At 66.8% G+C, this 20054-nt stretch carries 11 protein-coding genes and 1 pseudogene; 4 read left to right on the forward strand and 8 right to left on the reverse strand.

The window, feature by feature from the left end:
• The first annotated feature begins 35 nt into the window (after positions 1 to 35).
• Complete coding sequence (locus P5W98_RS19640) at positions 36 to 1565, forward strand: PLP-dependent aminotransferase family protein (protein ID WP_421026408.1); 1530 nt, start codon at positions 36 to 38, stop codon at positions 1563 to 1565.
• A gap of 44 nt (positions 1566 to 1609) precedes the next feature.
• Here the strand turns inward: P5W98_RS19640 and P5W98_RS19645 are convergent, their stop codons facing one another.
• Together P5W98_RS19645 and P5W98_RS19650 are read right to left on the reverse strand one after the other, a co-directional pair.
• Positions 1610 to 5470, reverse strand: a complete 3861-nt coding sequence (locus P5W98_RS19645) for a DUF748 domain-containing protein (protein ID WP_421026407.1) — start codon at positions 5468 to 5470, stop codon at positions 1610 to 1612.
• Between the two features lie 253 nt (positions 5471 to 5723).
• Positions 5724 to 7157, reverse strand: a complete 1434-nt coding sequence (locus tag P5W98_RS19650) for a DUF1254 domain-containing protein (protein ID WP_421026406.1) — start codon at positions 7155 to 7157, stop codon at positions 5724 to 5726.
• Positions 7158 to 7420: 263 nt separating this feature from the next.
• On the opposite strand from P5W98_RS19650, the gene P5W98_RS19655 reads away from it, so the two are divergent.
• The gene (locus P5W98_RS19655; RefSeq protein ID WP_421026405.1) at positions 7421 to 10105 is read left to right on the forward strand and encodes a heavy metal translocating P-type ATPase; all 2685 of its coding nucleotides are present in this window, start codon (positions 7421 to 7423) and stop codon (positions 10103 to 10105) included.
• A gap of 27 nt (positions 10106 to 10132) precedes the next feature.
• Here P5W98_RS19655 and metE read toward each other — a convergent pair whose 3' ends face one another.
• Positions 10133 to 12427, reverse strand: a complete 2295-nt coding sequence (gene metE / locus P5W98_RS19660; RefSeq protein WP_421026404.1) for a 5-methyltetrahydropteroyltriglutamate--homocysteine S-methyltransferase — start codon at positions 12425 to 12427, stop codon at positions 10133 to 10135.
• A 138-nt stretch (positions 12428 to 12565) separates the two neighbouring features.
• Here metE and P5W98_RS19665 point away from each other — a divergent pair, with 138 nt between their 5' ends.
• Positions 12566 to 13477: a LysR family transcriptional regulator gene (locus P5W98_RS19665; protein ID WP_421026403.1), complete on the forward strand. Its 912-nt coding sequence runs from the start codon at positions 12566 to 12568 to the stop codon at positions 13475 to 13477.
• A 47-nt stretch (positions 13478 to 13524) separates the two neighbouring features.
• Here the strand turns inward: P5W98_RS19665 and P5W98_RS19670 are convergent.
• The 5 genes and pseudogenes from P5W98_RS19670 to P5W98_RS19690 all read right to left on the reverse strand — a co-directional run bounded on the left by P5W98_RS19670 (position 13525) and on the right by P5W98_RS19690 (position 19232).
• Positions 13525 to 14201: pseudogene (locus P5W98_RS19670) on the reverse strand (carbonic anhydrase).
• Between the two features lie 18 nt (positions 14202 to 14219).
• On the reverse strand, positions 14220 to 15542 hold the full coding sequence (locus tag P5W98_RS19675) for a DUF2254 domain-containing protein (protein ID WP_421026402.1): 1323 nt from the start codon (positions 15540 to 15542) through the stop codon (positions 14220 to 14222).
• A 96-nt stretch (positions 15543 to 15638) separates the two neighbouring features.
• Positions 15639 to 17303, reverse strand: a complete 1665-nt coding sequence (locus P5W98_RS19680; protein WP_421026401.1) for a Na+/H+ antiporter — start codon at positions 17301 to 17303, stop codon at positions 15639 to 15641.
• 59 nt (positions 17304 to 17362) lie between these two features.
• Complete coding sequence (locus P5W98_RS19685) at positions 17363 to 18031, reverse strand: hypothetical protein (RefSeq protein ID WP_421042711.1); 669 nt, start codon at positions 18029 to 18031, stop codon at positions 17363 to 17365.
• A 229-nt stretch (positions 18032 to 18260) separates the two neighbouring features.
• Positions 18261 to 19232, reverse strand: a complete 972-nt coding sequence (locus P5W98_RS19690; protein WP_421026399.1) for a peptidylprolyl isomerase — start codon at positions 19230 to 19232, stop codon at positions 18261 to 18263.
• A 414-nt stretch (positions 19233 to 19646) separates the two neighbouring features.
• Between P5W98_RS19690 and P5W98_RS19695 the strand changes: the two genes are divergently transcribed.
• A complete protein-coding gene (locus P5W98_RS19695) occupies positions 19647 to 20048 on the forward strand; it encodes a HypC/HybG/HupF family hydrogenase formation chaperone (protein WP_421026398.1) in 402 nt (133 codons plus the stop codon).
• The last annotated feature ends 6 nt before the right edge of the window (positions 20049 to 20054 follow it).

Here is a 20054-nt window from a genome sequence, read left to right on the forward strand (position 1 = left end):
GCCATTTCATTATTATCGATGGAACCACTTTTGCCATGGTCATCCTGTCCGACTGGCTCGCAGCACAACTCGACAAAGCCTCGGCGGAGCCGGTCTACCGCCAGTTGCTGCAACTGATGCAGCAGGCCATCCTGACCGGCCGGCTGGCGCCCGGCACGAAGCTGCCCAGCTCGCGCCTGCTCGCGGGCGACCTCGGCATCGCGCGCAACACGGTGCTGCACGTCTACGACCAACTGAGCGCAGAAGGCTACGTGCTTTCGAGCACCGGCAGCGGCACCTACGTCGCGGACACGCGCCCCGACACGGCCGCCGTGGGCGCGCGCCCTGGCACCCCGCTGCGCGTTGACCGCGCCGCGCCGGAGCCCGGCCCGCGCGGCGACATGTCGATGCGCGGGAAGCGTCTCATCGACGAGGCCGGCGTCTCGGCCCGGCAATGGGGCGCGTTCATGCCCGGCGTGCCGGACGTGGCCGAGTTTCCCTCGCGCACCTGGAGCCGCCTGCAATCGCGGCTCTGGAAATCGGTGAACCCGGAGCTGCTCACCTATGCGCCGGGTGGCGGCTATCGGCCCTTGCGCCGCGCACTCTCCGACTACTTGCGCGTGGCGCGTTCGGTGCGCTGCTCGCCCGACCAGATCATCATCACGACCGGCATTCATCAGTCGATTGATCTTGCGGTGCGCCTGCTCGCCGACATCGGCGACCGCGCCTGGGTGGAGGAGCCGTGCTACTGGGGCGCGCGCAGCGTGCTGCAAGCCTCGGGCATCAAGCTCGCGCCGATTCCTGTGGATAACGAAGGACTCAATCCGCGCGAATCGGACCTGCGCCATCCGCCGCGCATCGCGCTCGTCACGCCATCGCACCAGTACCCGCTCGGCATGGTGATGAGCCTCGCGCGCCGCCGCACGCTGCTCGAATACGCGCGCCAGCACAAGGTGTGGATCATCGAGGACGACTACGACAGCGAGTTCCGCTACGGCAGCCGGCCGCTTGCCTCGCTGCAGGGGCTCGACGAATCGGACCGGGTGATCTATGTGGGCAGCCTCGGCAAGCTGCTGTTTCCGGGCTTGCGCGTGGGCTATATGGTCGTGCCCGAGCGGCTCGTGGAGGTGTTCCGCACCGGGGTGTCCGAGCTCTATCGGGAAGGCCAGCTGATCCAGCAAGCCGTGCTCGCCGAATTCATCATGGACGGCTATCTCACCTCGCACGTGCGCCGCATGCGCACGCTCTACGGTGAGCGGCGGCAACTGCTGATCGACGCCGTGACGCAGCGCTTCGGCGACGCGCTGCCCGTCATGGGCGACGAAGCAGGGCTGCACTTCGTGCTGGGTCTGCCCGATCATTGCGACGACCGCGTGGTGACCGCGGCTTCGTATGAGGCAGGCGTGATCGTGCGGCCGCTGGCGTCGTATTACCTCGGCAAGCAGCAACGCAAAGGATTGCTAACAGGTTATGCGTGTGTCGCGCAGGAGCATATTGCGCCGGCGTTCGCCACGCTCGCGCGCGTGATCGAGGAACATGCGTTCGGTGCGAAGAGCACGCCGCGCGCGCGCACGCGCGCGGCGTGACAAGCACCTGCGGGGCATGGAAAACACGCCCCGCATGCGGGCCCTCATTTCAGCCCGAAGTCCACGCGCGTGGTCGCGCCCTTGTCGTTGATGCCCTTTGCGTCAAGCTTGGGCGCCACCACGAACACGCGGCTCGAGTCGACCTTGCCTTCGAAGTACTGCTGCACGGCCTGCGCGCGCCGTTGCGCGAGGTCGCGCAGCGTGACGTCGTCCACCGGCGCGTGCTCGGCGAGCGCCTGCTTCATGTCGTCGACGGGCAGCGTCTTCGTGAAGCCCACCATGTTGCGCGGCTTCTTGAAGTCGGCGTCCTTATAGGCCTTGGTGAGGTATTTCTCGTACTCCTTCGGATCGACCTGCACCTGCGAGATATCCACGCTCTCGCCGTTGCCCACGGTGTCCTTCACCTTCTGCCTGCGCACGAGGCGGTCCACATACTTCTCGCGCAGCGCGGGCGTGTCCACGGCCGGGTCGACGCGGCCGATCAGGTCGATCTTGATCGAGGGTTTGTCGTCGAGCGCCTTCGCGATCGTGTCGAGCTTCTTGTTGTCGGCGTCGGAGAGCCTGGCCGAGCCCGGCTCGAATTCCACATAGCCGAGCTCTTCTCCGCCGCCGCCGAACGCGTTGGCGAGCAGCGAGAACGGCGCGGTCACGGCCTTCGCGATCAGGTTGAGCACCGCACGCCAGATCAGGCCGCCGAGGCTGAACTCGGGGTTCGAGAGCGAGCCCGACACCGGAATGTTCACGTCGATCTCGCCGCGCCGGTTCTTGAGCAGCGAAATCGCCAGACGCACGGGCAGCTTGGTGGCGGTGTCGTTCTCGACGTGGTCGCCGAACGTGAGCTGGTCGATGAACAGATGGTTGTTCGCCGTGAGCTGGTCGTTCGAGAGCTGGTAATGCAAGTCGACGTTGAGCTTGCCCTTCGTGATCGGATAGCCCGCGTACTTGGCCGAATACGGCGTGAGATTGGTGAGCTCTACGTCGTGGGCGCTCGCGGTGATGTCGAGCTCGGGCTTCGCGATGAGCGGATTCACCGAGCCCTTGATGACGATCGGTCCGTTCGCCGCGAGCTTGGCCGACACGTCGACGGGCGCGGAAGTGGTCGACTCGGTGCCGAACGCGCCCACCGTGCCCTGGATCTGCACGAGGTTGGCGCTGTAGTTCGGCTTGATGAAGTTGTCGGTATAGGTCACGCGGCCGTTTTGCAGCACGAGCTCGCCGAAATGCAGGCGCACCGGATGCTTGGGCGGCTGCGCTGCGGTGACCGTCGCGGATGCGGGTACCGGCGCGGAGGCCGACGCGGGCGCCGAAGCGGCTGCACCCGGCGCGCTGGCCGCCTCGGGCGACAGCGGCACTGGCTCGTGGCCGCTCGTGTCGCGCGTGAGCGACTGCGCCTGGCCGCTCTCGTGCGCCACCACGTCGTTGAGATTGAGCTTGCCTTGCGCGTCGAGCAGCACGCGCCCGTAGAAGCCGCTGAAGGTCACGCGGCTCGCGTCCACGTCGGTGCCGCGCGCGTCGTCGTAGCTCGCCTTCAGGTTCGAAAGCGCGAGCGAGCGCCAGCCCGCGAACGGGTCGGAGGTCGCCTTGTCGAGCATGCGCACGTCCACCAGCGCCGCGTCGCCGCGATAGTTCGCCTTGAGCGCCTTGCCCTGCTCCACGGCAAGCTGCCCCTTCATGTTGAGCAGCGCGCTCGCGATCACCGCGTTGAGCTGGCTGCTGAAGTACGGCTCGAACGCGGCGGCATCGAGCCGGTTCGCGTCGATCTTGAACTTCGCCGTGAGCGGCGTGGGGTTCAGGTCGCCGTTGAGCGCGAGCGTGCCCTTCTTGTTGACGGTCGCCTTCAGGTCGATGGGCAGCGCGTGCTTCATGTCGTCGCTGATTTGCTGGACCTTGAGGTCGAGCGGTGCGACGGCGAGCGTGACCGGACGCGGCGTCGTGCTGTCCGTGAAGTTGATCGAGCCACCGCTCACGTTCAGCGCGTCGATCTTGTAGCGCCACGCCGGACCTTCCTTCACCGACTTCTGCGCCGCGCGAATCGCCGTGCGCTCGGGCGCGGCCTGGCGTCCTTGCGCAAGCTCCAGCAGATCGATCTTGCCGTCCTTCTTGCGCTCGACGTTGACGGCGAGACCGCTCGTATCCACCGATGCGATCTGCGCGGTGCGCGCCGCGAGATCGACCGCGCTCACCTGCACCGTGCCCTTCGCGAGCGCCACGATCGGCGCCTTCGAGCCGCGCGCAGCAAGCTTGAGCGCCTCCAGACCCAGCGTGCTCGCCTCCACCTTCACGGCGGCCGGCTCCTTCGCCCAGTCGGCCTTGATGGTCGAGTCGAGGCTCAGCTTGCCGTCGAGGATCTGCGCCGCACTCACGCCGTCGAGATAGGGCTGCACTTGCGGCAGCGTCACGTCGTGCAGGGCGATCTTCGCGTCGGCGGTCTTCGCGGCAAGGCCGAAGCTGCCCGAGGCCTGAGCCGTGCCGCCGTCCCCCGCGCGCAGCGCGAGCGTGTAAGCAGCGGGCGTCTTCGCCACGGTCGAGAAGTTCGTGAGCGTCGCGGCGACGTTGCCGAGATCGAGTTCCACCGGCTTCGACGCTGCTTCATCGTGCACATGCACCGTGCCGTCCACGATCGCGAACTGGCGGATCGACAGATCGAGCGGCGGCGCCTTGGCCGCTGCCGCAGGCTCGGCCCGTGCGCCCGACGCCGCGGGCGGGACCGCCGCGACGGCGCTCGCGGCGCCTTTCTGCTCGCCCTTCTCAGGAGACTGCGCAGGAGACTGCACAGGAGACTTCGCGGCGGCCTGCGCCGTGGCTTGGTCCCTGGCAGCCGCGGCCTTCGCCGCTGGTGCGCCCACCAGCTTCTCGACGCTGAGCACGCCCGCCTTGTCGCGCGCGATCCAGGCCTTGGGCGCGTCGATGCGGATCGCGTCGAAGCGATAGACGTTGCTGAACGGCTCGAGCGACGCTGCCGCCACATGCAGGCTGCGCGCGCCGAACAGCGGCGCGTTGGCGTTGTCGGTGGCGTCGATGTCGGCGAGATCGGTGGTCCCGGAAACACGCAGCGTGGGCTTCTCGCCCGACATCACGAAATCGAGCTTGAGGTTGGTGGAGAGCTTGCCGCTCTTGAGCGTCACCGGCAGTTTGGCGGGCGCATAAGTGAGCAGCCTGGGCAGATCGAGATCGGCGAGACGCAGTTCGACCTCGGACTCGCGCGACGCGGCGAACGGCTTGGTCTTGCCGTCGATGGCGAGCGTGCTGTCGCCGTCGATGCGCGCGCGCAGCATCGGCTGGACGAAGATATCTGTCTTCGAAGGCAGCGTGGCGATGAACGGAATGCCGAGCGACCAGCGGTCGATCACGTGCTTTTCATTGAGCAGGCGATCGTCGAAAGTGATCTGGCCGTTCTCGACGTGGATGTTCGACACCGCGAATTGCGCGGGCTTGCTGCTGGGCTTTTCGGCAGGCTTCGAGAACTTCTCGATGAGGTCGGAGAAGTTGAAGCGCTGCGCGTCGAGCCGCACGATGGTCGCGCGCGGCGAGTCGAGCCGCACTTCGTCGACGATGGGCGCCGCGCGGAAGATCGACGACCACGACGCCTGCACGACGAGCTTTTCGACATCGAAGAAGTTGCCCTGGCCGCCGCGCTCGCCGATGTGCACGCGGTCCGCCTCGAGCCGCAGCGTGTAGGGATTGAGTCCGATACGCGCGATCGAGACGGGCCGGTCGAGCTGCTTGCTCAACTGTTGTTCGGCAATGTGCCGGATCAGCGGCGGCGCGGCGAAGAAACCGAGCAGGCCGAACACCGCGAGAAAGATCGCGATGCCGGTGAAGATGCGCCGTGTGCGCGGGGCGCGCGCCACGGCGCGCACCGATTGCAATGAAGTCGTCAGCGATGCTTTGTTGAGGCTTGCCATGCTTGCTGGCCAATGGCGCGGCGAAGAGCCCGCCGCGGATAGTGAAGAGAGTGAAACCGGACGGAATGCCGGAGAGTCCGACAGCCGGAAGTATAGGCCCGATGGTGCTTCGCGCGTCGACAAAACGTCGGAAGGATGCGGAGCTGGCAGCCGCGCGGCGCGCGCCGGCGCGGCTGCTCAGTGAAGGGACGGCGGTCCGCCGCGCTGGCGCGCGCGCTGCCGCCGTTATTGCTGCTATTGCAGCCCTGGCCGCTTACCGGCGCTCGACTGCCGGCGGCTGCCAGGAGCCGTCCGTGGCCTGGGACTTCGGCGCGTACATGCGCAGCACGAGGCGGAAGTCGCCCTTGGGCACCGGCACCCAGTTGGCGCCGCCGCGCGGCCGCTCCGCACTCACCTGCACGTCGAGCGAGCCATCGCGGTTGCGCCGCGCGCCGTTGCGGTCGCCAAACGCGACGCGCACGGACGCGTCGCTGTCGAGCGCGCCCTCGGGCGTATAGGCCGTGATCGACCAGAAGGCGCGCACCGGCGGCAACTGCTTCGCGCTGAAATGGATCACGTAGCGGTTCGCACCGTTCAGCGTGTGGCCGTCGCTGTCCTGGGCCACGCGGGCGCGCACTTCGTCGCGGCTCGTGGGCAGGCCCGGCGACGCGTAGGCCGCGTAGGCGCGCAGCGCGTAATCGGTGCCGTAGTTGCCCGCATCGTCGCCCACCCACAGCCAGCCGTTGCCGGCGAGCAGATTCGAAGGCGGCGTGGCGACGCGCGCACGGCCGTCGGCGAAACCGGTGCTCACGCCGGCGGCATCCTTCGTGCCGGACGGCAACTGCACCGGATCGCCGGGATGCACGCCGATGTCGCCGAGAATCTTGAGCGCGTGCGGATCCTCGGGCGCCGGCGCGTTGTCTTGCAGCGCGAGCGCGAGGCGGCTGAAGAAGCCGGCGGCGTCGAGCGCCCCGATCTGGGCGGCCGGCGTGCCCGCCGCCACCGGGTCGCCGGCCAGGCCCGCGCCGGTTTGCGCGTCCGCCTGCGCGACGCGCTTGCCGCTGCCGCTCCATGCGGAGAGCGGCGCCACGTGGATGCCGCGCTGCACGCGGCGCGCGGTTGCAAGATCGCCGCCGCCACGCGTCTCGATGCGCGCGAGGAACCAGACGTAGCGCGTGGTCACGTCCACGCGTTTCGCACGCGCGGGCAGCGCGCCCTTCCAGCCCGCCGGCACGAACGCAATCGTTTGCGCCTTCAGACCGTTCACGCGCTCATTGCCTTTCGCCGCCGTCGACCAGAGCACGTTGCTCCACATGTCGAGCGCGCGCGCATCTGCATAGCGGCCGTGCGTGTCGGGCAGCGCGACGAGCACGGGCTCGCGGCTCACGTCGAGCCAGCCCGACGAAGCCAGCGTGTCGAGATTGGGTTCGGGCGGTATCGTGGCGCCAACCGGCGGCAGCGATTGCGCGTGGCGCAGCGTATTCGGCGCGGCCTGGCCGGGCGCGTTTCCGGTGGCGGCCTCGCGCGAGATGTCCATCAGCACGAGCGGATAACCGAACACATAGGAGTCGGACACCTCGTCCTTGACCCAGCCATTGCCCTTCGGCCCGGCGCCCTGGGGCGCCGACGCACACCCGGCAATGAAGGCGACACCGGCTAGCGCGGCACAAGCGCGGAACAAAGGAAGAGTGCGGCATATTTTTTTCATTTCTTGATTATGTGCGAAGCGGGCGGTCCATGAATTGACGTCAACCGGCGTCCGACGCTGCGCGCCGGCCCCCCCGGGCCGCAATCCGATGCGCGCAGCATGGTGCCCATGCCGGCGAGTCGTATCGTATCGCCCGCATCCGCCCCTGAACAGTCTGCCGGTTGGAATTCTGCTTTGCCGCGAGTATTGCCCTTGACCTTCCCATCATGGGAACGTAGATACTGCATAAGGTCGAATACTTATCGCGTTTGCGCGTCATCACCATGAACGATCCCCTCGTTGCAGAAGCCGGCGAGCGTGCCGGGCACCGCGTGGCCGAGCTCGAAATCCGCGGCATGACTTGCGCCTCGTGCGCCATGCGCGTCGAGAAGGCGCTCGCGAAGGTGCCGGGCGTGATGCGCGCGTCGGTCAATCTCGCCACCGAAAAGGCCACCGTCGAAGCCAGTGCCGATGCGGGTGGACACCCGCCTGAGGCGCTCTTGCCTCAACTCGTGGCGGCCGTGGAAAAGGCTGGCTATGAAGCCGAGCCCGTCGTGGACGCCAGCACCGGAGCCGCGTACGCCGAGACGAGCGCGGCACCTACCGCGAGTTTCGCCATCGGCGGCATGACCTGCGCGGCCTGCGCGAACCGCGTGGAAAAGGCGCTCGCGAAGGTGCCCGGCGTGGCCGGCGCGACCGTCAACCTCGCGACCGAGAACGCCACGGTGCGGCTCGACGCGCCGCTCGACGGGGGCATGCGCGAGCGCCTCGTCGCCGCTGTGCAGAACGCCGGCTACGAGGCCACGCCGCTCGTCGAGGACGCACCCGCCGCCGCGACCGCCGGTTCCATCGCAACCCAGGCCGCAACCCACGCCGCAACCCACGCCGCAACAGGCCCGAGCGCAACCGGCGCTGCCCCTTCGCCCAGCAGCTCCTCGCGCGCCGCCGCAGCCGAGGCCGCCGCGCGCCGCGAACTGCGCGAGGTGCTGATCGCCGCCGCGCTCACCGCGCCGCTCGTCGTGCCGATGTTCGGCCACTGGCTCGGCTGGCACTGGATGCTGCCGGCCGCCGCGCAGCTCGTGCTCGCCTCAATCGTCCAGTTCGGCTTCGGCGCGCGCTTCTACCGCGCCGCCTGGAAGGCCGTGCGCGCGGGCGCCGGCAACATGGACCTGCTGGTGGCGCTCGGCACCACCGCGGCGTGGGGCGTGAGCGTCTACGCGATGCTCGCGCACCCCGGCGACGCCGCGCATCTGTACTTCGAGGCCTCGGCGGTCGTCATCACGCTGGTGCGCTTCGGCAAGTGGCTCGAAGCACGCGCCAAGCGCCAGACCACCGACGCCATCCGCGCGCTCAACGCGCTGCGCCCCGAGCGCGCGCGCATTCGCGAAAACGGCGTGGAGCGCGAGGTTCCCCTCGCGCAAGTGCGCGTGGGCGCCGTGGTCGTGGTGCGGCCAGGCGAGCGCGTCCCGACCGACGGCGTCGTGCTCGAAGGCCGCAGCCATGTCGACGAATCGCTCATCACTGGCGAAAGCCTGCCCGTGCCGAAGGCCCCCGAGGACCGTCTCACGGCCGGCTCGATCAACGGCGAAGGGCTGATGGCCGTACGCACCACCGCCATCGGCGCGGAAACCACGCTCGCGCGCATCATCCGCCTCGTGGAAAGCGCCCAGGCCGAGAAGGCGCCGATCCAGCGTCTCGTCGACCGCGTGAGCGCCGTATTCGTGCCCGCGATCCTCGTGATTGCGGCGATCACGCTGGGCGGCTGGCTGCTCGCGGGCGCGAGCGCCGAAACCGCGATCCTCAACGCGGTGGCCGTGCTCGTGATCGCCTGCCCTTGCGCGCTCGGGCTCGCCACTCCGGCCGCGATCATGGCCGGCACCGGCGTGGCGGCGCGCCACGGTGTGCTGATCAAGGACGCCGAAGCGCTGGAAACGGCGCACGACGTGAGCGTCGTGGCCTTCGACAAGACCGGCACGCTCACGCTCGGCCAGCCCTCGCTCACCGCGTTCGAAACGGCCGGCGAAATCGCCCGCGCCGAGGCGCTCATGCTCGCCGCCGCCGTGCAGCAGCACAGCGATCATCCGCTCGCGAAGGCCGTGGTGAAGGCATTCAGCGCGGAATCCGCGGGTGCTGGGGGAGCTTCAGGTGCGCCCCTGCCCGCCGCCGTGCATGCGCGCGCGGTGCCGGGACGCGGCGTGGAAGCCGAAGTGAACGGCCGCTATCTGGCGATCGGCAGCGCGCGCTGGCTCGCGGAACTCGAACTCGCCGTGCCGCACGCGCTCGCGGCGCGCGCGCAGGCGCTCGAATCCGAAGGCAATACGGTGTCCTGGTTGTTGGGCGAACCCGAGCATTCAGCGGACCGCGCCGGCGCGCCGCCCGCGTCGAGCCGCGTGGTGCTCGCGCTGCTCGCCTTTGGCGATACGGTGAAGCCCACGGCGCGCGCCGCCGTGGCGCGCCTGAAATCGATGGGCATCCGCAGCGTGCTCGTGACCGGCGACAACGCGGGCAGCGCGCGCGCGGTGGCGGCGCAGCTCGGCATCGACGAGATCCACGCGCAGGTGCTGCCCGACGACAAGGCGCGCACGATTCGCGACCTGAAGATCCGCACGGGCGCGGTGGTCGCGATGGCGGGCGACGGCATCAACGACGCGCCCGCGCTGGCCGCCGCCGACATCGGCATCGCCATGGCCACCGGCACCGACGTCGCCATGCATGCGGCGGGCGTCACGCTCATGCGCGGCGACCCTGCGCTCGTGGCCGCCGCCATCGACATCTCGCGGCGTACCTGGCGCAAGATCCAGCAGAACCTGTTCTGGGCGTTCTTCTACAACCTGATCGGGATTCCGCTCGCGGCGCTCGGGCTTCTGAACCCCATGCTCGCGGGCGCCGCCATGGCGTTTTCGAGCGTGAGCGTCGTGACCAATGCGCTGCTGCTGCGCACGTGGCGCGAGCGCCGCGAGACGGACTAAACGCTGCGCGGCACCCGGGCGCGGGCCTCAGTGCGCCTGGCTGCGCAGCGCCTTTGCGGCCGCCACCATGTTGGTCAGCGCGGGAATCACTTCGGCCCACTGGCGCGTCTTCAGGCCGCAATCGGGGTTCACCCACAGCCGCTGCGCCGGAATGCGTTCGGCCGCCTTGCGCATCAGCTTCACGATGTGCTCCTGCGTCGGGATGTTCGGCGAGTGAATGTCGTACACGCCCGGTCCGATTTCGTTCGGATACTTGAAGTGGTCGAACGCGTCGAGCAGCTCCATGTCCGAGCGCGAGGTCTCGATCGTGATGACGTCGGCATCCATATCGGCGATCGACGCGATGATGTCGTTGAACTCCGAATAGCACATATGCGTGTGGATCTGCGTTTCGTCGGCCACGCCGTTCGCGGCGATGCGGAACGATTCCACCGCCCAGCGCAGATACTCGCCCCATTGCGCGCGGCGCAGCGGCAAACCTTCGCGCAAGGCGGCTTCGTCGATCTGGATCACGCGCACGCCGGCCTTTTCGAGGTCGAGCACTTCTGCGCGGATCGCCAGCGCGAGCTGGTAGCACGACACCGAACGCGGCTGGTCGTCACGCACGAACGACCAGTTCAGGATCGTCACCGGACCCGTGAGCATGCCCTTCATCGGCTTGTTCGTGAGCGATTGCGCGTAGGCGATCCACTCGACCGTCATTGCCCTGGGGCGGCTGATGTCGCCGAACAGGATGGGCGGCTTCACGCAGCGCGAACCGTACGACTGCACCCAGCCGAACTGGCTGAACGCGTAGCCGTCGAGCTGCTCGCCGAAGTATTCGACCATGTCGTTGCGCTCGGCTTCGCCATGCACCAGCACGTCGAGCCCTAGCGCTTCCTGCTCGCGCACGCTGCGCTCGATCTCCTTGCGCATCGCGGCGCGATAGCCTGCGTCGTCGAGTGCGCCGCGCTTGTACTGGCTGCGCGCCTGGCGGATTTCTCCGGTCTGCGGGAACGAGCCGATCGTCGTGGTCGGGAACGCGGGCAGCTCGAGCAGCGCGGCCTGCTTCGCGGCGCGCTCGGCATACACGTGCTGACGATTGCCGAAATTGGCGTCGATGCGCGCGATCGCCGCCTTCACCGCCGGGTTGTTCACACGCGGCGAACGGCGGCGAGCGTCGATCGCGGCGGCGTTGGCGGCAAGTTCTGCGGCCACGGCGCTGCGGCCTTCGTTGAGCGCCGTCGCCAGCACCTTCACTTCGTCGAGCTTTTGCAGCGCGAAAGCGAGCCACGAGCGGATCTCGGCGTCGAGCTCGTCCTCGCTCGCGAGATCGACCGGCACGTGCAGCAGCGAGCACGACGGCGCGATCCAGAGCCGCTCGCCCAGTTGCTGCGCGAGCGGCGCGAGCCATTCGAGCGCGGTGTTCAGGTCGGTCTTCCAGATGTTGCGGCCGTTGATCGCGCCCACCGACAGCACGCTCTGCGCCGGCAGCTTCTGCGCGGCCAGCGCGACTTCGTCGCGGGCATTGATCGCGTCGATGTGCAGGCCGTCCACCGGGAGCTTGCACACGAGGTCGAGGTTCTCCTGTAGTTGACCGAAATATGTCGCGAGCAGCAGCTTGACGCTGCGCTCTTCGAAGCCCTCGTAGGCCGTCACGAACGCCTCGCGCCACGCCGGCTCGAGTTCGGTCACGAGCACCGGCTCGTCGATCTGCACCCACTCGACCTCCATCACCTTGAAGTAGTCGAGCAGCGCGCGGTAGACGGGCATGATGCGCGGCAGCAGCGCGAGCTTGTCCGAGTCGTCCTTCGCCTTGCCCAGCCACAGGTAGGTCAGCGGGCCGATGATGACCGGCTTGGCCTTCACGCCCTGCGCCTGCGCTTCGCGCAGTTGCCCGGAGAGGCGCGAAAAGTCGAGATTGAACTGCGTGTCGGCCGTGAACTCGGGGACGATGTAGTGGTAGTTGGTGTCGAACCACTTCGTCATTTCGCCAGCGGCCACGCCGCCGCAGCATCCCGCGTGCTCTTGCGCGCCGGCTGCCGAGCGGCCGCGCGCGACGCGGAAATAGTTGTCGAGCTTGTCGCCGTGAAAGCCCTGCACGCGCTCCGGCAGGTTACCGAGCATGAAGCTCATGTCGAGCACCTGGTCGTAGAAGGCGAAGTCGCCAACCGGCACGAGGTCGAGCGCCTGCTGGCTGGCCCAGTGGCGCGCGCGCAATTCGGCGCCCAGCGCCTTCAGCTCATCGCGCGAGGACTCGCCCTTCCAGTATTTTTCGAGGCCGAATTTCAGCTCGCGTTTTGCGCCGATGCGCGGAAAGCCGAGGTTATGTGTCGTGACCATTTGCGCTGCCATCCGATGAAAAGTGCAGAGAAATTGCAGAAGTGGCAGCGATGATAGGGCTTACCGACGATGAAGAAAAATGGCATCATTTCATTCATCCATTAATTTTTTTCATCTGAAGCCCTATCATCGTTTTCCATGCTCGAGCGCGTCCATCTCGTCATCGTCCGCGAAGTCGCCCGCCAGGGCTCGCTCACCGCAGCCGCGGAGTCGCTTTTCCTCACGCAGTCGGCGTTGAGCCATACGGTCAAGAAAATCGAGCAGCGGCTCGGCACGCCGATCTGGGACCGCGAAGGCCGCAGTCTGCGGCTGACCCAGGCCGGGCGCTATCTGCTGTCGCTCGCTGAGCGGCTGCTGCCGCAATTCGAGCTTGCCGAAGAACGCATGAAGCAATATGCGGCGGGCGAGCGCGGCACGCTGCGTATCGGCATGGAATGCGCGCCGTGCTACCAGTGGCTGCTCAAGGTCGTATCGCCGTATCTGGCGCGCTGGCCCGATGTGGACGTGGATGTGAAGCAGCGGTTTCAGTTTGGCGGCATCGGCGCGCTGATCGGCTATGACATCGACGTGCTGGTCACGCCCGACCCGCTCAACCGTCCCGGGCTGCGTTTCGAGCCGGTGTTCGACTACGAGCAGGTGCTGGTGGTCGCGGAAAATCATCGGCTGGCGCGCGAGCGCCATGTGAAGCCCGAACAGCTGGTTGACGAGACGCTCATCACTTATCCCGTGGAGACCGATCGCCTCGACATCTACAACCAGTTCCTGCGCCCCGCGGGCATCGTGCCGCGCCGGCACAAGACGATCGAGACCACCGACATCATGCTGCAGATGGTCGCGAGCCAGCGCGGCGTGGCGGCGCTGCCGAGATGGCTCGCCGAGGAGTACGCGGACCGCATGCCGCTCGCGATCGTGAAGCTCGGCAAGCAGGGCATCGCCAAGCAAATTTTCCTCGGCACGCGCGAAGGCGATGCCGTGGTCGACTACCTGAGCTCATTCGTCGAATTCGCGCGCGAGTCGAACTGGCAGGCGCCGCGCGTGCGGGGCCAGTGACAGCGGGTCAGGCGCGCCGGCCTCATGCGAAAGCGCTTCGCGCGGCTTCAGCGCGCACGAGCAGCAAGGCGCGCAATCATCCGCTCCGCCATGGCGCGGTCAATGACTTCGAATGACCGGCTCGAGCGCTCATAGGCATACATGTTGCCCGTCGCGATGTCGAACCACCAGCCGCTCAACACGAGCGCCCCGGCCGTGACCTGCTGGCGCACAATCGGATAGGTCATCAGATGCTCGAGCTGCACGAGCACGTTCAGTTGGGATAACTGATCGTGTGGTTTCAGCCTGCCATCGAGCGGCCCCTCCTGCTCGAGGCGAAACGCGGCATTGTTGGCGTGGCACAGCCATTTATCGAGGTTCGGCGATTTCACCTTGGCGTTGCGCGAATACACGGATTTCATCGCGCCGCACTCGGAATGCCCGCAGACGACGATATTCGCGACTTTCAGCACCAGCACGGCGTACTCGATCGCGCTCGCCTCGGAAAGGTCGCCGGTCGAGACTCCATCCGCAGTCGCCGGCGGTATCAGGTTGCCGACGTTGCGCATCGTAAACAAATCGCCCGGATGCGTCGAAGCAAGCAGGTCCGGCACGACCCGGCTGTCGGACACGTGACAAAGAGCGCATCGGGAGTCTGCGCGAGCGCCAGTTTGTTGAACTGCTCCGCGTAATGGGGCAGCATTTTCTCGCGGAATTCGACAATACCCAGAATGAGTTTGCGCATGGCTTGTCTCCAGACGCGCTAGCGACCTGCTATCGAAGCTATCGAGGCTGCCGAGCCACCGAGGCCTTGCGAGTCGGGAATGCGCGCCAGCGCCACGTCCTCGGGAAACTCCTGCTTCGACAAGATCGCGCGATCGAGCAATGCCAGTTCGACATACAACGCGTCATGACGATGCTCCGGCAAACTCTGGATGAGGTTTTCGATCGCCGCGCGCAGACGCCGCGCAATCTGAATGCTGCCCGCGCCGCACTGCCGTATCTCGCGAAAACTGATATGCACGAAATCTTCCCAGTTAGGCGTGCGCAAGATCACGCGCACCTGCCCCGACCGGTCCACGATTTCTTCGATGCGCAGCGACCGTTTTCCGACCAGCCGCAATAGCCGGTGCAGCTGGTCGATCGCCAGGACCGCCGTGGTTGGATCGTTGATCGCCGCCGACAGCGCCTTCAGCGCAATATCGACCAGGATACGAAAGGCGAACATGGGATCCTGCTCCATCGTGCGCTCCGTCCCGAAGGCGACCAGAGTGCGCAACCTGTTGTCATCGATTGCGCCCGCATTCCCGTACACATAAAACAGCGGCTCTTCGACCGCGACGAAATCGCCGACCTGAGGCGCCACTTCAATAACCGTGTTGGTGCGGCGCGCCTCGGCCACGAGCATTTTCAGGTTCACGGCCAGAACGATGCCGGACTTGCCCTGCCAACGCACGACGCGATCAGGGTCGGCTCGCACGGCATCGCGCTCGGGCGCGGCCACGAGGCCGCTGGACGGTGCGGGATAGACGCCGTCGACAACCGCGAGCCCTTGCTCGCCAACGCGAGCCACGAGACTGACCGGACGCAGGAATTTCGCGGCGTAGTCGATCAGGAAAAGAAACGCGACCACGGAAGCAAAGCCGAATAGCGCGGCGATGAACACCTGGAACTGATGCACTTCCTCCTCGCCCATCCAGCCCGCCGTTCTGTTGGCGAACAGCAAGGTGAAAACGAACAGCCCCGAAATGCCGCGGATGATGTTATCGCGCAGCAGCGTCGTGGCGATGATGCGCGGCGTGTATTGCCCGCCGGCTACCTGGATGGCGACGAGCAGCGAACCGAACGTAAACACCAGAAACGCCAGGTCCGCGGAAACGATGTCGCCGAGCAAGGACCGGGCTCCCGTCATGGACAGCCCGAAAAAGCCCGTTTCCGGATCGAGAATCCCTTGCCGGATCATCCATCGTCCGAGCATTTCGGTCAGCGGCTTCACCACGGCATAGATCGCCACGGCGATAAGCGGCACGGTCCACAGCGAGGACCTGACGTAGCTCTTCAAGCTGTATCGGCGATTCCAGCCCATGCCTGCTCTCCCCTGAGCATTCACGTTGCAGCGCACATCGGTCGAGTATCGCGGTCGGCGTGAAAACCGGTCGCGGACCACGACGGCGCCGTGGGGTCACGTCCCCGCAGGCTCGCGTGCGGTCAGCGCGGTTTCCGAAAAATCCACTTCCCGCATCAGCTTGCTCAACATCTCGTCATTGATCTCGTGGGCGTTGCGCAATTCCAGCAGCGCAGTGCGCTCGGCACGTATTGCCGCCAGGCTGATTTGCATTTCCAGCGCTTCCACGCGGCGCATTTCGTCAGCGGAATTGCCTTCCCGGGTGAGCGTGGCAAGCCTCCGGCGATACAGGCCCATCACGCGTGCAGTCGCATCGGCGGCGAAAGCCGTCGACGACTCGCCCGTGTCCGCGGTGACGCTTCGATGAAGATCGTCGATGGCGCGCATTGCCGCTTGCGCGGCGACTTTGCGCGCGTGCTGCTCTTCGTGCGCATGCGCATCGTGTCCGTGGCCCGCGCCGTGCAACAACTTCGGCAACGCGAACACCGCGACCAGCAGCGACGTCAGGATCACACCGGAGGCGATAACGATGACCAGGTCGCGTCCCGGCAACGGCTCCCCGCTGGACAACGCGACCGGAATCGACAGCACCCCGGCGAGCGTCAGCGCGCCGCGCACCCCGGCGACCGTCATGATCGTGACGGTGCGCAGCCCCGGCGCCGCGTTGATCACGCCGTGCCTCGCGGCACCACGGCTGGCGAACCATTGCAGCAGCCAGACCCACGCGAAGCGCATGGCATAGAGCGCGAGCGTGACGGCCAGGACATAACCGATCAGCCGCCACACGGCGCCATTGCCGGTCTCGTGAGCATCGAGCAGCGCCCCGCCGATGATGTGTGGAAACTGCAGCCCCAGCAGGATGAACACCATGCCGTTGAAAACGAATTCGACCATGGCCCAGGTGTTGTTCGCGCTCACGCGTGCCGATACCGAGCTGGCGCTGGTGAGGGTCACGTAGTTCATCATCATCCCGGCGGCCACCGCCGCGAGAATGCCGGAGCAATGAAAATGTTCGGCAAACAGATAGGCGGCAAACGGGATCAGCAACGTCAGCACCACGCCGGACGCCGGGTCGCCCCCGCGCGTCACGTTGCGCAGGCGCCGTATCACGATGGCGAACGACCAGCTCACCGCAGCGCCTAGCGCGAGGCCGCCAGCGGCAATGATCAGGAAGCTGATCGACGCTTCGCGCAGCGAGAACACGCCGGTCAACGCGGCCGCGATCGCGAACTTCAGTGCGACGAGGCCGGAGGCGTCATTCATCAGCGCTTCGCCCTCGAGAATATGCATCAGCTGCGCCGGAATGCGGTTCTTGCCGGCAATGCCCGCCAGCGCGACGGCGTCGGTCGGCGACAGCACCGCGGCGAGCGCAAACGCAACAGGGAGCGAAACGGCCGGCACGATCGCATGCACAAAGTAGCCGACCACGAGCACCGTCGTGAACACCAGACCGAATGCCAGCGCCAGGATCGAACGGCGCCGCATGAAAAACTCGCGTTTCGGCGTGCGCCAGCCGTCCGCAAAGAGCAGCGGCGGAATGAAGAGCAGCAGGAACAGTTGAGGATCGAAGGTGACGGACAGACCGAACACCGGCCAGGCCAGGAAGGCGCCGATGGCGATCTGGACGAGCGGCAACGGCACCACGCCGTGTAGAAGCCGCACGACGACGCCCGAGACGGCGACCGCGAAGAGCAGGATCAAAACCGTGAAAACGATGTCCATCGGCGTCGTCAGCTTGAGAGTTTGAACGTGCTTGAACGGTCGGGTCGGCGCAGGAAGGGTCAACCGCCCAGCTTGATGATAGCGATCGTCAGCACAATGCCAAGTGCGATCATGGCGAAGCCGGCTTTCATCGCCCCTGCGCCGGCCGAGCGCCCCAGTGCCACGCCGGCGAAGAAAAGCATCGCGAGCGTGAGCACACGCGAGGCGATGAGCGCCGTCGTCACGTCCTTGACGACGAGAAATGGCACCGCGACCGGAAACGTTCCGAGAACAACGAGAACAAAGATGCCCAGCGCGCCGATGAAATCATCCAGGACGAAATTGGCCCGGGACGGCAGCGTCGGGGCAGCGGCGAAGCGCGCGCGGAGGTGCTCGAGATCGGCATCGTCGACGAATTGCCCGAGCTTCCCGGGCAATGCATCGCGCAACGCCCGTACCGCGACTGCCGGGTCTTGCTCGCGCTTGACGGTCTGCGCCAGTTTCAGGCGCTGCCCTCGATCGACGAGCGTGCGCACGAGGTACATCACGGCATCGGCGAGACCCCACGCCAGATTGCATCCGAGCGCAGCGAAGAACATCTTGTGCCCTTCGTCCACGCCCGCGGTCACCGCCTTGACGGCACCAACGAACGTCAGCGCCATGAACAGACCAAAGCATATTTCGCAGACCCGGTCGACCGTGTTGAGAATCGGTTGGCGCCGTTCAGGTTCAGCGTGTCCGGCCGGCATAATCGTGCTCATAGGGCCTCGGCTCAAGGTAAGGAACGAGACGTCGCGATCACTATCAACTGGGGCTGCTGGTACGAGCAGTATATGAAAAGAGCTGACAGCCTGGTTCCCTTATTTTGTCGGTTGGTGCGCGCCCGAGCAGCGCTGATGTTCGCAAGCAACCATGCAAAAAAGCCGAACGGCGCGTCATGCGCCGTCCGGCTTTTTGCTGATCGGCCCGCGCGGGGCGTTACTGCACGATGGTCGCGCCCTGCACCAGCGACTTCACGAGCTTTGCGGCGCCCGCATCCATCGATTCCGCGATCATCTGGCGGCGGATCTGATCCTTCACGGTGTCGAACGACGGCACGCTCATGGCGCGCTTGTCTTCGAGCCTGACGACCACCCACGCCTGGCCCGATTGCAGCGGCTGCTGCACCACCCCGCCCACCGGCAACTTCGCGAGCGCGCGCGCCACTTCCACCGGCACGCCGCGCGTCTTGCCCTCGACCACCGGCGTCTTGAAGCTCACCCACGGCATTTCGCCGCCGTTTTCCTTCGAGGGGACGATGCTGAACTGGCGCGCGAGCGCATCGAACGGCTTGCCGGCCTTCGCCTGCGCAATCACGCCCTTGGCCACGGCCCGGTCGGCCAGCACGATGTATTGCGGCTTGTACTCGTACTTGCCGAGCTCGGCGTTCACGCTGGTGTAGCGCGCCCGGATCTCGCGCTCGGTCGGCTCTTTCACATGCACGTTGTCCTGCAGCCAGGACTGGATCTCGACGTCCACCTTCTGGGCGTCGCTCGCCTGCTGCACCTCGGGGCGCTGGTCGTAGTGGGCGCGCGCCGCCTGCTGGCGCACCACTTCGCGGATGATCAACTGCTGCTTGAGCGCCGCGCGCAACTGGGGCGTGTCGACGTCGTTGCCGCGGCTCACCGCCGTGCTCACCGCGCTGTCCAGCGCGGACTGCGGAATCGCCACGCCGTTGACCACGGCGATCGCTCCGGCAGGCACGCCCGTGGAGGTCGATGCAGCCGCTGGTGCAGGCGCCGGCGCGGACGCGGGCACGGATGCCGGCGCGAGCGAGAGCGCCGGCGGCGGCGCGGGTGTCGTGACGACGTCGGAAGGAAGCGGCTGGGCCTGCACGAGGCGGGGCAGCGCCGCGCCCAGCGCGGCCAGGACGAAAGCGCTCTTGCGCAGCGTGCGGATCAGGGGGGACATGCGGGACATCTCGATTCACTCCAATGGGGCAGGCCGACTGGCCCGCCGCGCATTATCGCCTGCTTGAGCCAAAAAGCCGAAACGCCGCAATCTAGCGGATGTTTCGACAGGAGACCGTCAATTCTTGTCAAAATCGCGGTTAGACAAACCCGGCTTTGACGCAACTCAGCACAAAAATCGGCCTGCTTCGTGGCCGCTACGACAATTCGTTTCAAGATCAATGCCTTGGCGCGCATGCGGACAGGTTGTCCACAGCCCTTTCCACGAAATCTGGGGATAACCGTCCGCGCCCAAGCTAGCTTGTGCGGGGTCCATCGCTGAGTTGCTGCACGGCGGCGGGGACAATGAGACGCTGCTACCGTGCGCCGTCGCTGCTGGCCGACAAGCCGCAGATTCGCCGTATTCAGGATTGCCATGACCCGATTCACTCGTCCGCACGCGTTCGCTGCCACGCGCACGCGGCAACCATCGCAGGCCGAACGGCCGATGCCGATCGGCCTGCCCGCCCGCATCGTCTGCGCGGAGGGCCTGGCCGCCCAGGCCGTGACGCGTCACGGCGCCTGCGCCATCGATCTAGCGCGCACCGGCTCGCTGCCGGCCGGCGCCTGGGTGCTCGCGTTTCGCGGCGTGGCGCGCGCGGTCATCGACGCCGAACGCGCCCGCGACATCGACGTGGCGCTCGATGCGCTCGAAGCCATCGCCAGCGGCGAGCTCGACGACGTGCATGCGCCGCTGGGGCTCGTGCATTACTTCACGGCCGTGAATCGGGACGGCGGAGCTAACCGTTCCGTTCAGAAGCGCGGTCGGGAACGGTAAGCGCCG

It is taken from the genome of Paraburkholderia sp. A1BS-2L, from assembly GCF_051125205.1.
Taxonomy (GTDB): Bacteria; Pseudomonadota; Gammaproteobacteria; order Burkholderiales; family Burkholderiaceae; genus Paraburkholderia.

Excerpts from the sequence above, each read along its gene's own strand:
- P5W98_RS19640 (WP_421026408.1), top strand. The coding sequence starts at position 36 with ATGGTCATCCTGTCCGACTGGCTCGCAGCACAACTCGACAAAGCCTCG.
- P5W98_RS19645 (WP_421026407.1), bottom strand. The coding sequence starts at position 5,470 with ATGGCAAGCCTCAACAAAGCATCGCTGACGACTTCATTGCAATCGGTG.
- P5W98_RS19650 (WP_421026406.1), bottom strand. The coding sequence starts at position 7,157 with ATGAAAAAAATATGCCGCACTCTTCCTTTGTTCCGCGCTTGTGCCGCG.
- P5W98_RS19655 (WP_421026405.1), top strand. The coding sequence starts at position 7,421 with ATGAACGATCCCCTCGTTGCAGAAGCCGGCGAGCGTGCCGGGCACCGC.
- metE (WP_421026404.1), bottom strand. The coding sequence starts at position 12,427 with ATGGTCACGACACATAACCTCGGCTTTCCGCGCATCGGCGCAAAACGC.
- P5W98_RS19665 (WP_421026403.1), top strand. The coding sequence starts at position 12,566 with ATGCTCGAGCGCGTCCATCTCGTCATCGTCCGCGAAGTCGCCCGCCAG.
- P5W98_RS19675 (WP_421026402.1), bottom strand. The coding sequence starts at position 15,542 with ATGGGCTGGAATCGCCGATACAGCTTGAAGAGCTACGTCAGGTCCTCG.
- P5W98_RS19680 (WP_421026401.1), bottom strand. The coding sequence starts at position 17,303 with ATGGACATCGTTTTCACGGTTTTGATCCTGCTCTTCGCGGTCGCCGTC.
- P5W98_RS19685 (WP_421042711.1), bottom strand. The coding sequence starts at position 18,031 with ATGCCGGCCGGACACGCTGAACCTGAACGGCGCCAACCGATTCTCAAC.
- P5W98_RS19690 (WP_421026399.1), bottom strand. The coding sequence starts at position 19,232 with ATGTCCCCCCTGATCCGCACGCTGCGCAAGAGCGCTTTCGTCCTGGCC.
- P5W98_RS19695 (WP_421026398.1), top strand. The coding sequence starts at position 19,647 with ATGACCCGATTCACTCGTCCGCACGCGTTCGCTGCCACGCGCACGCGG.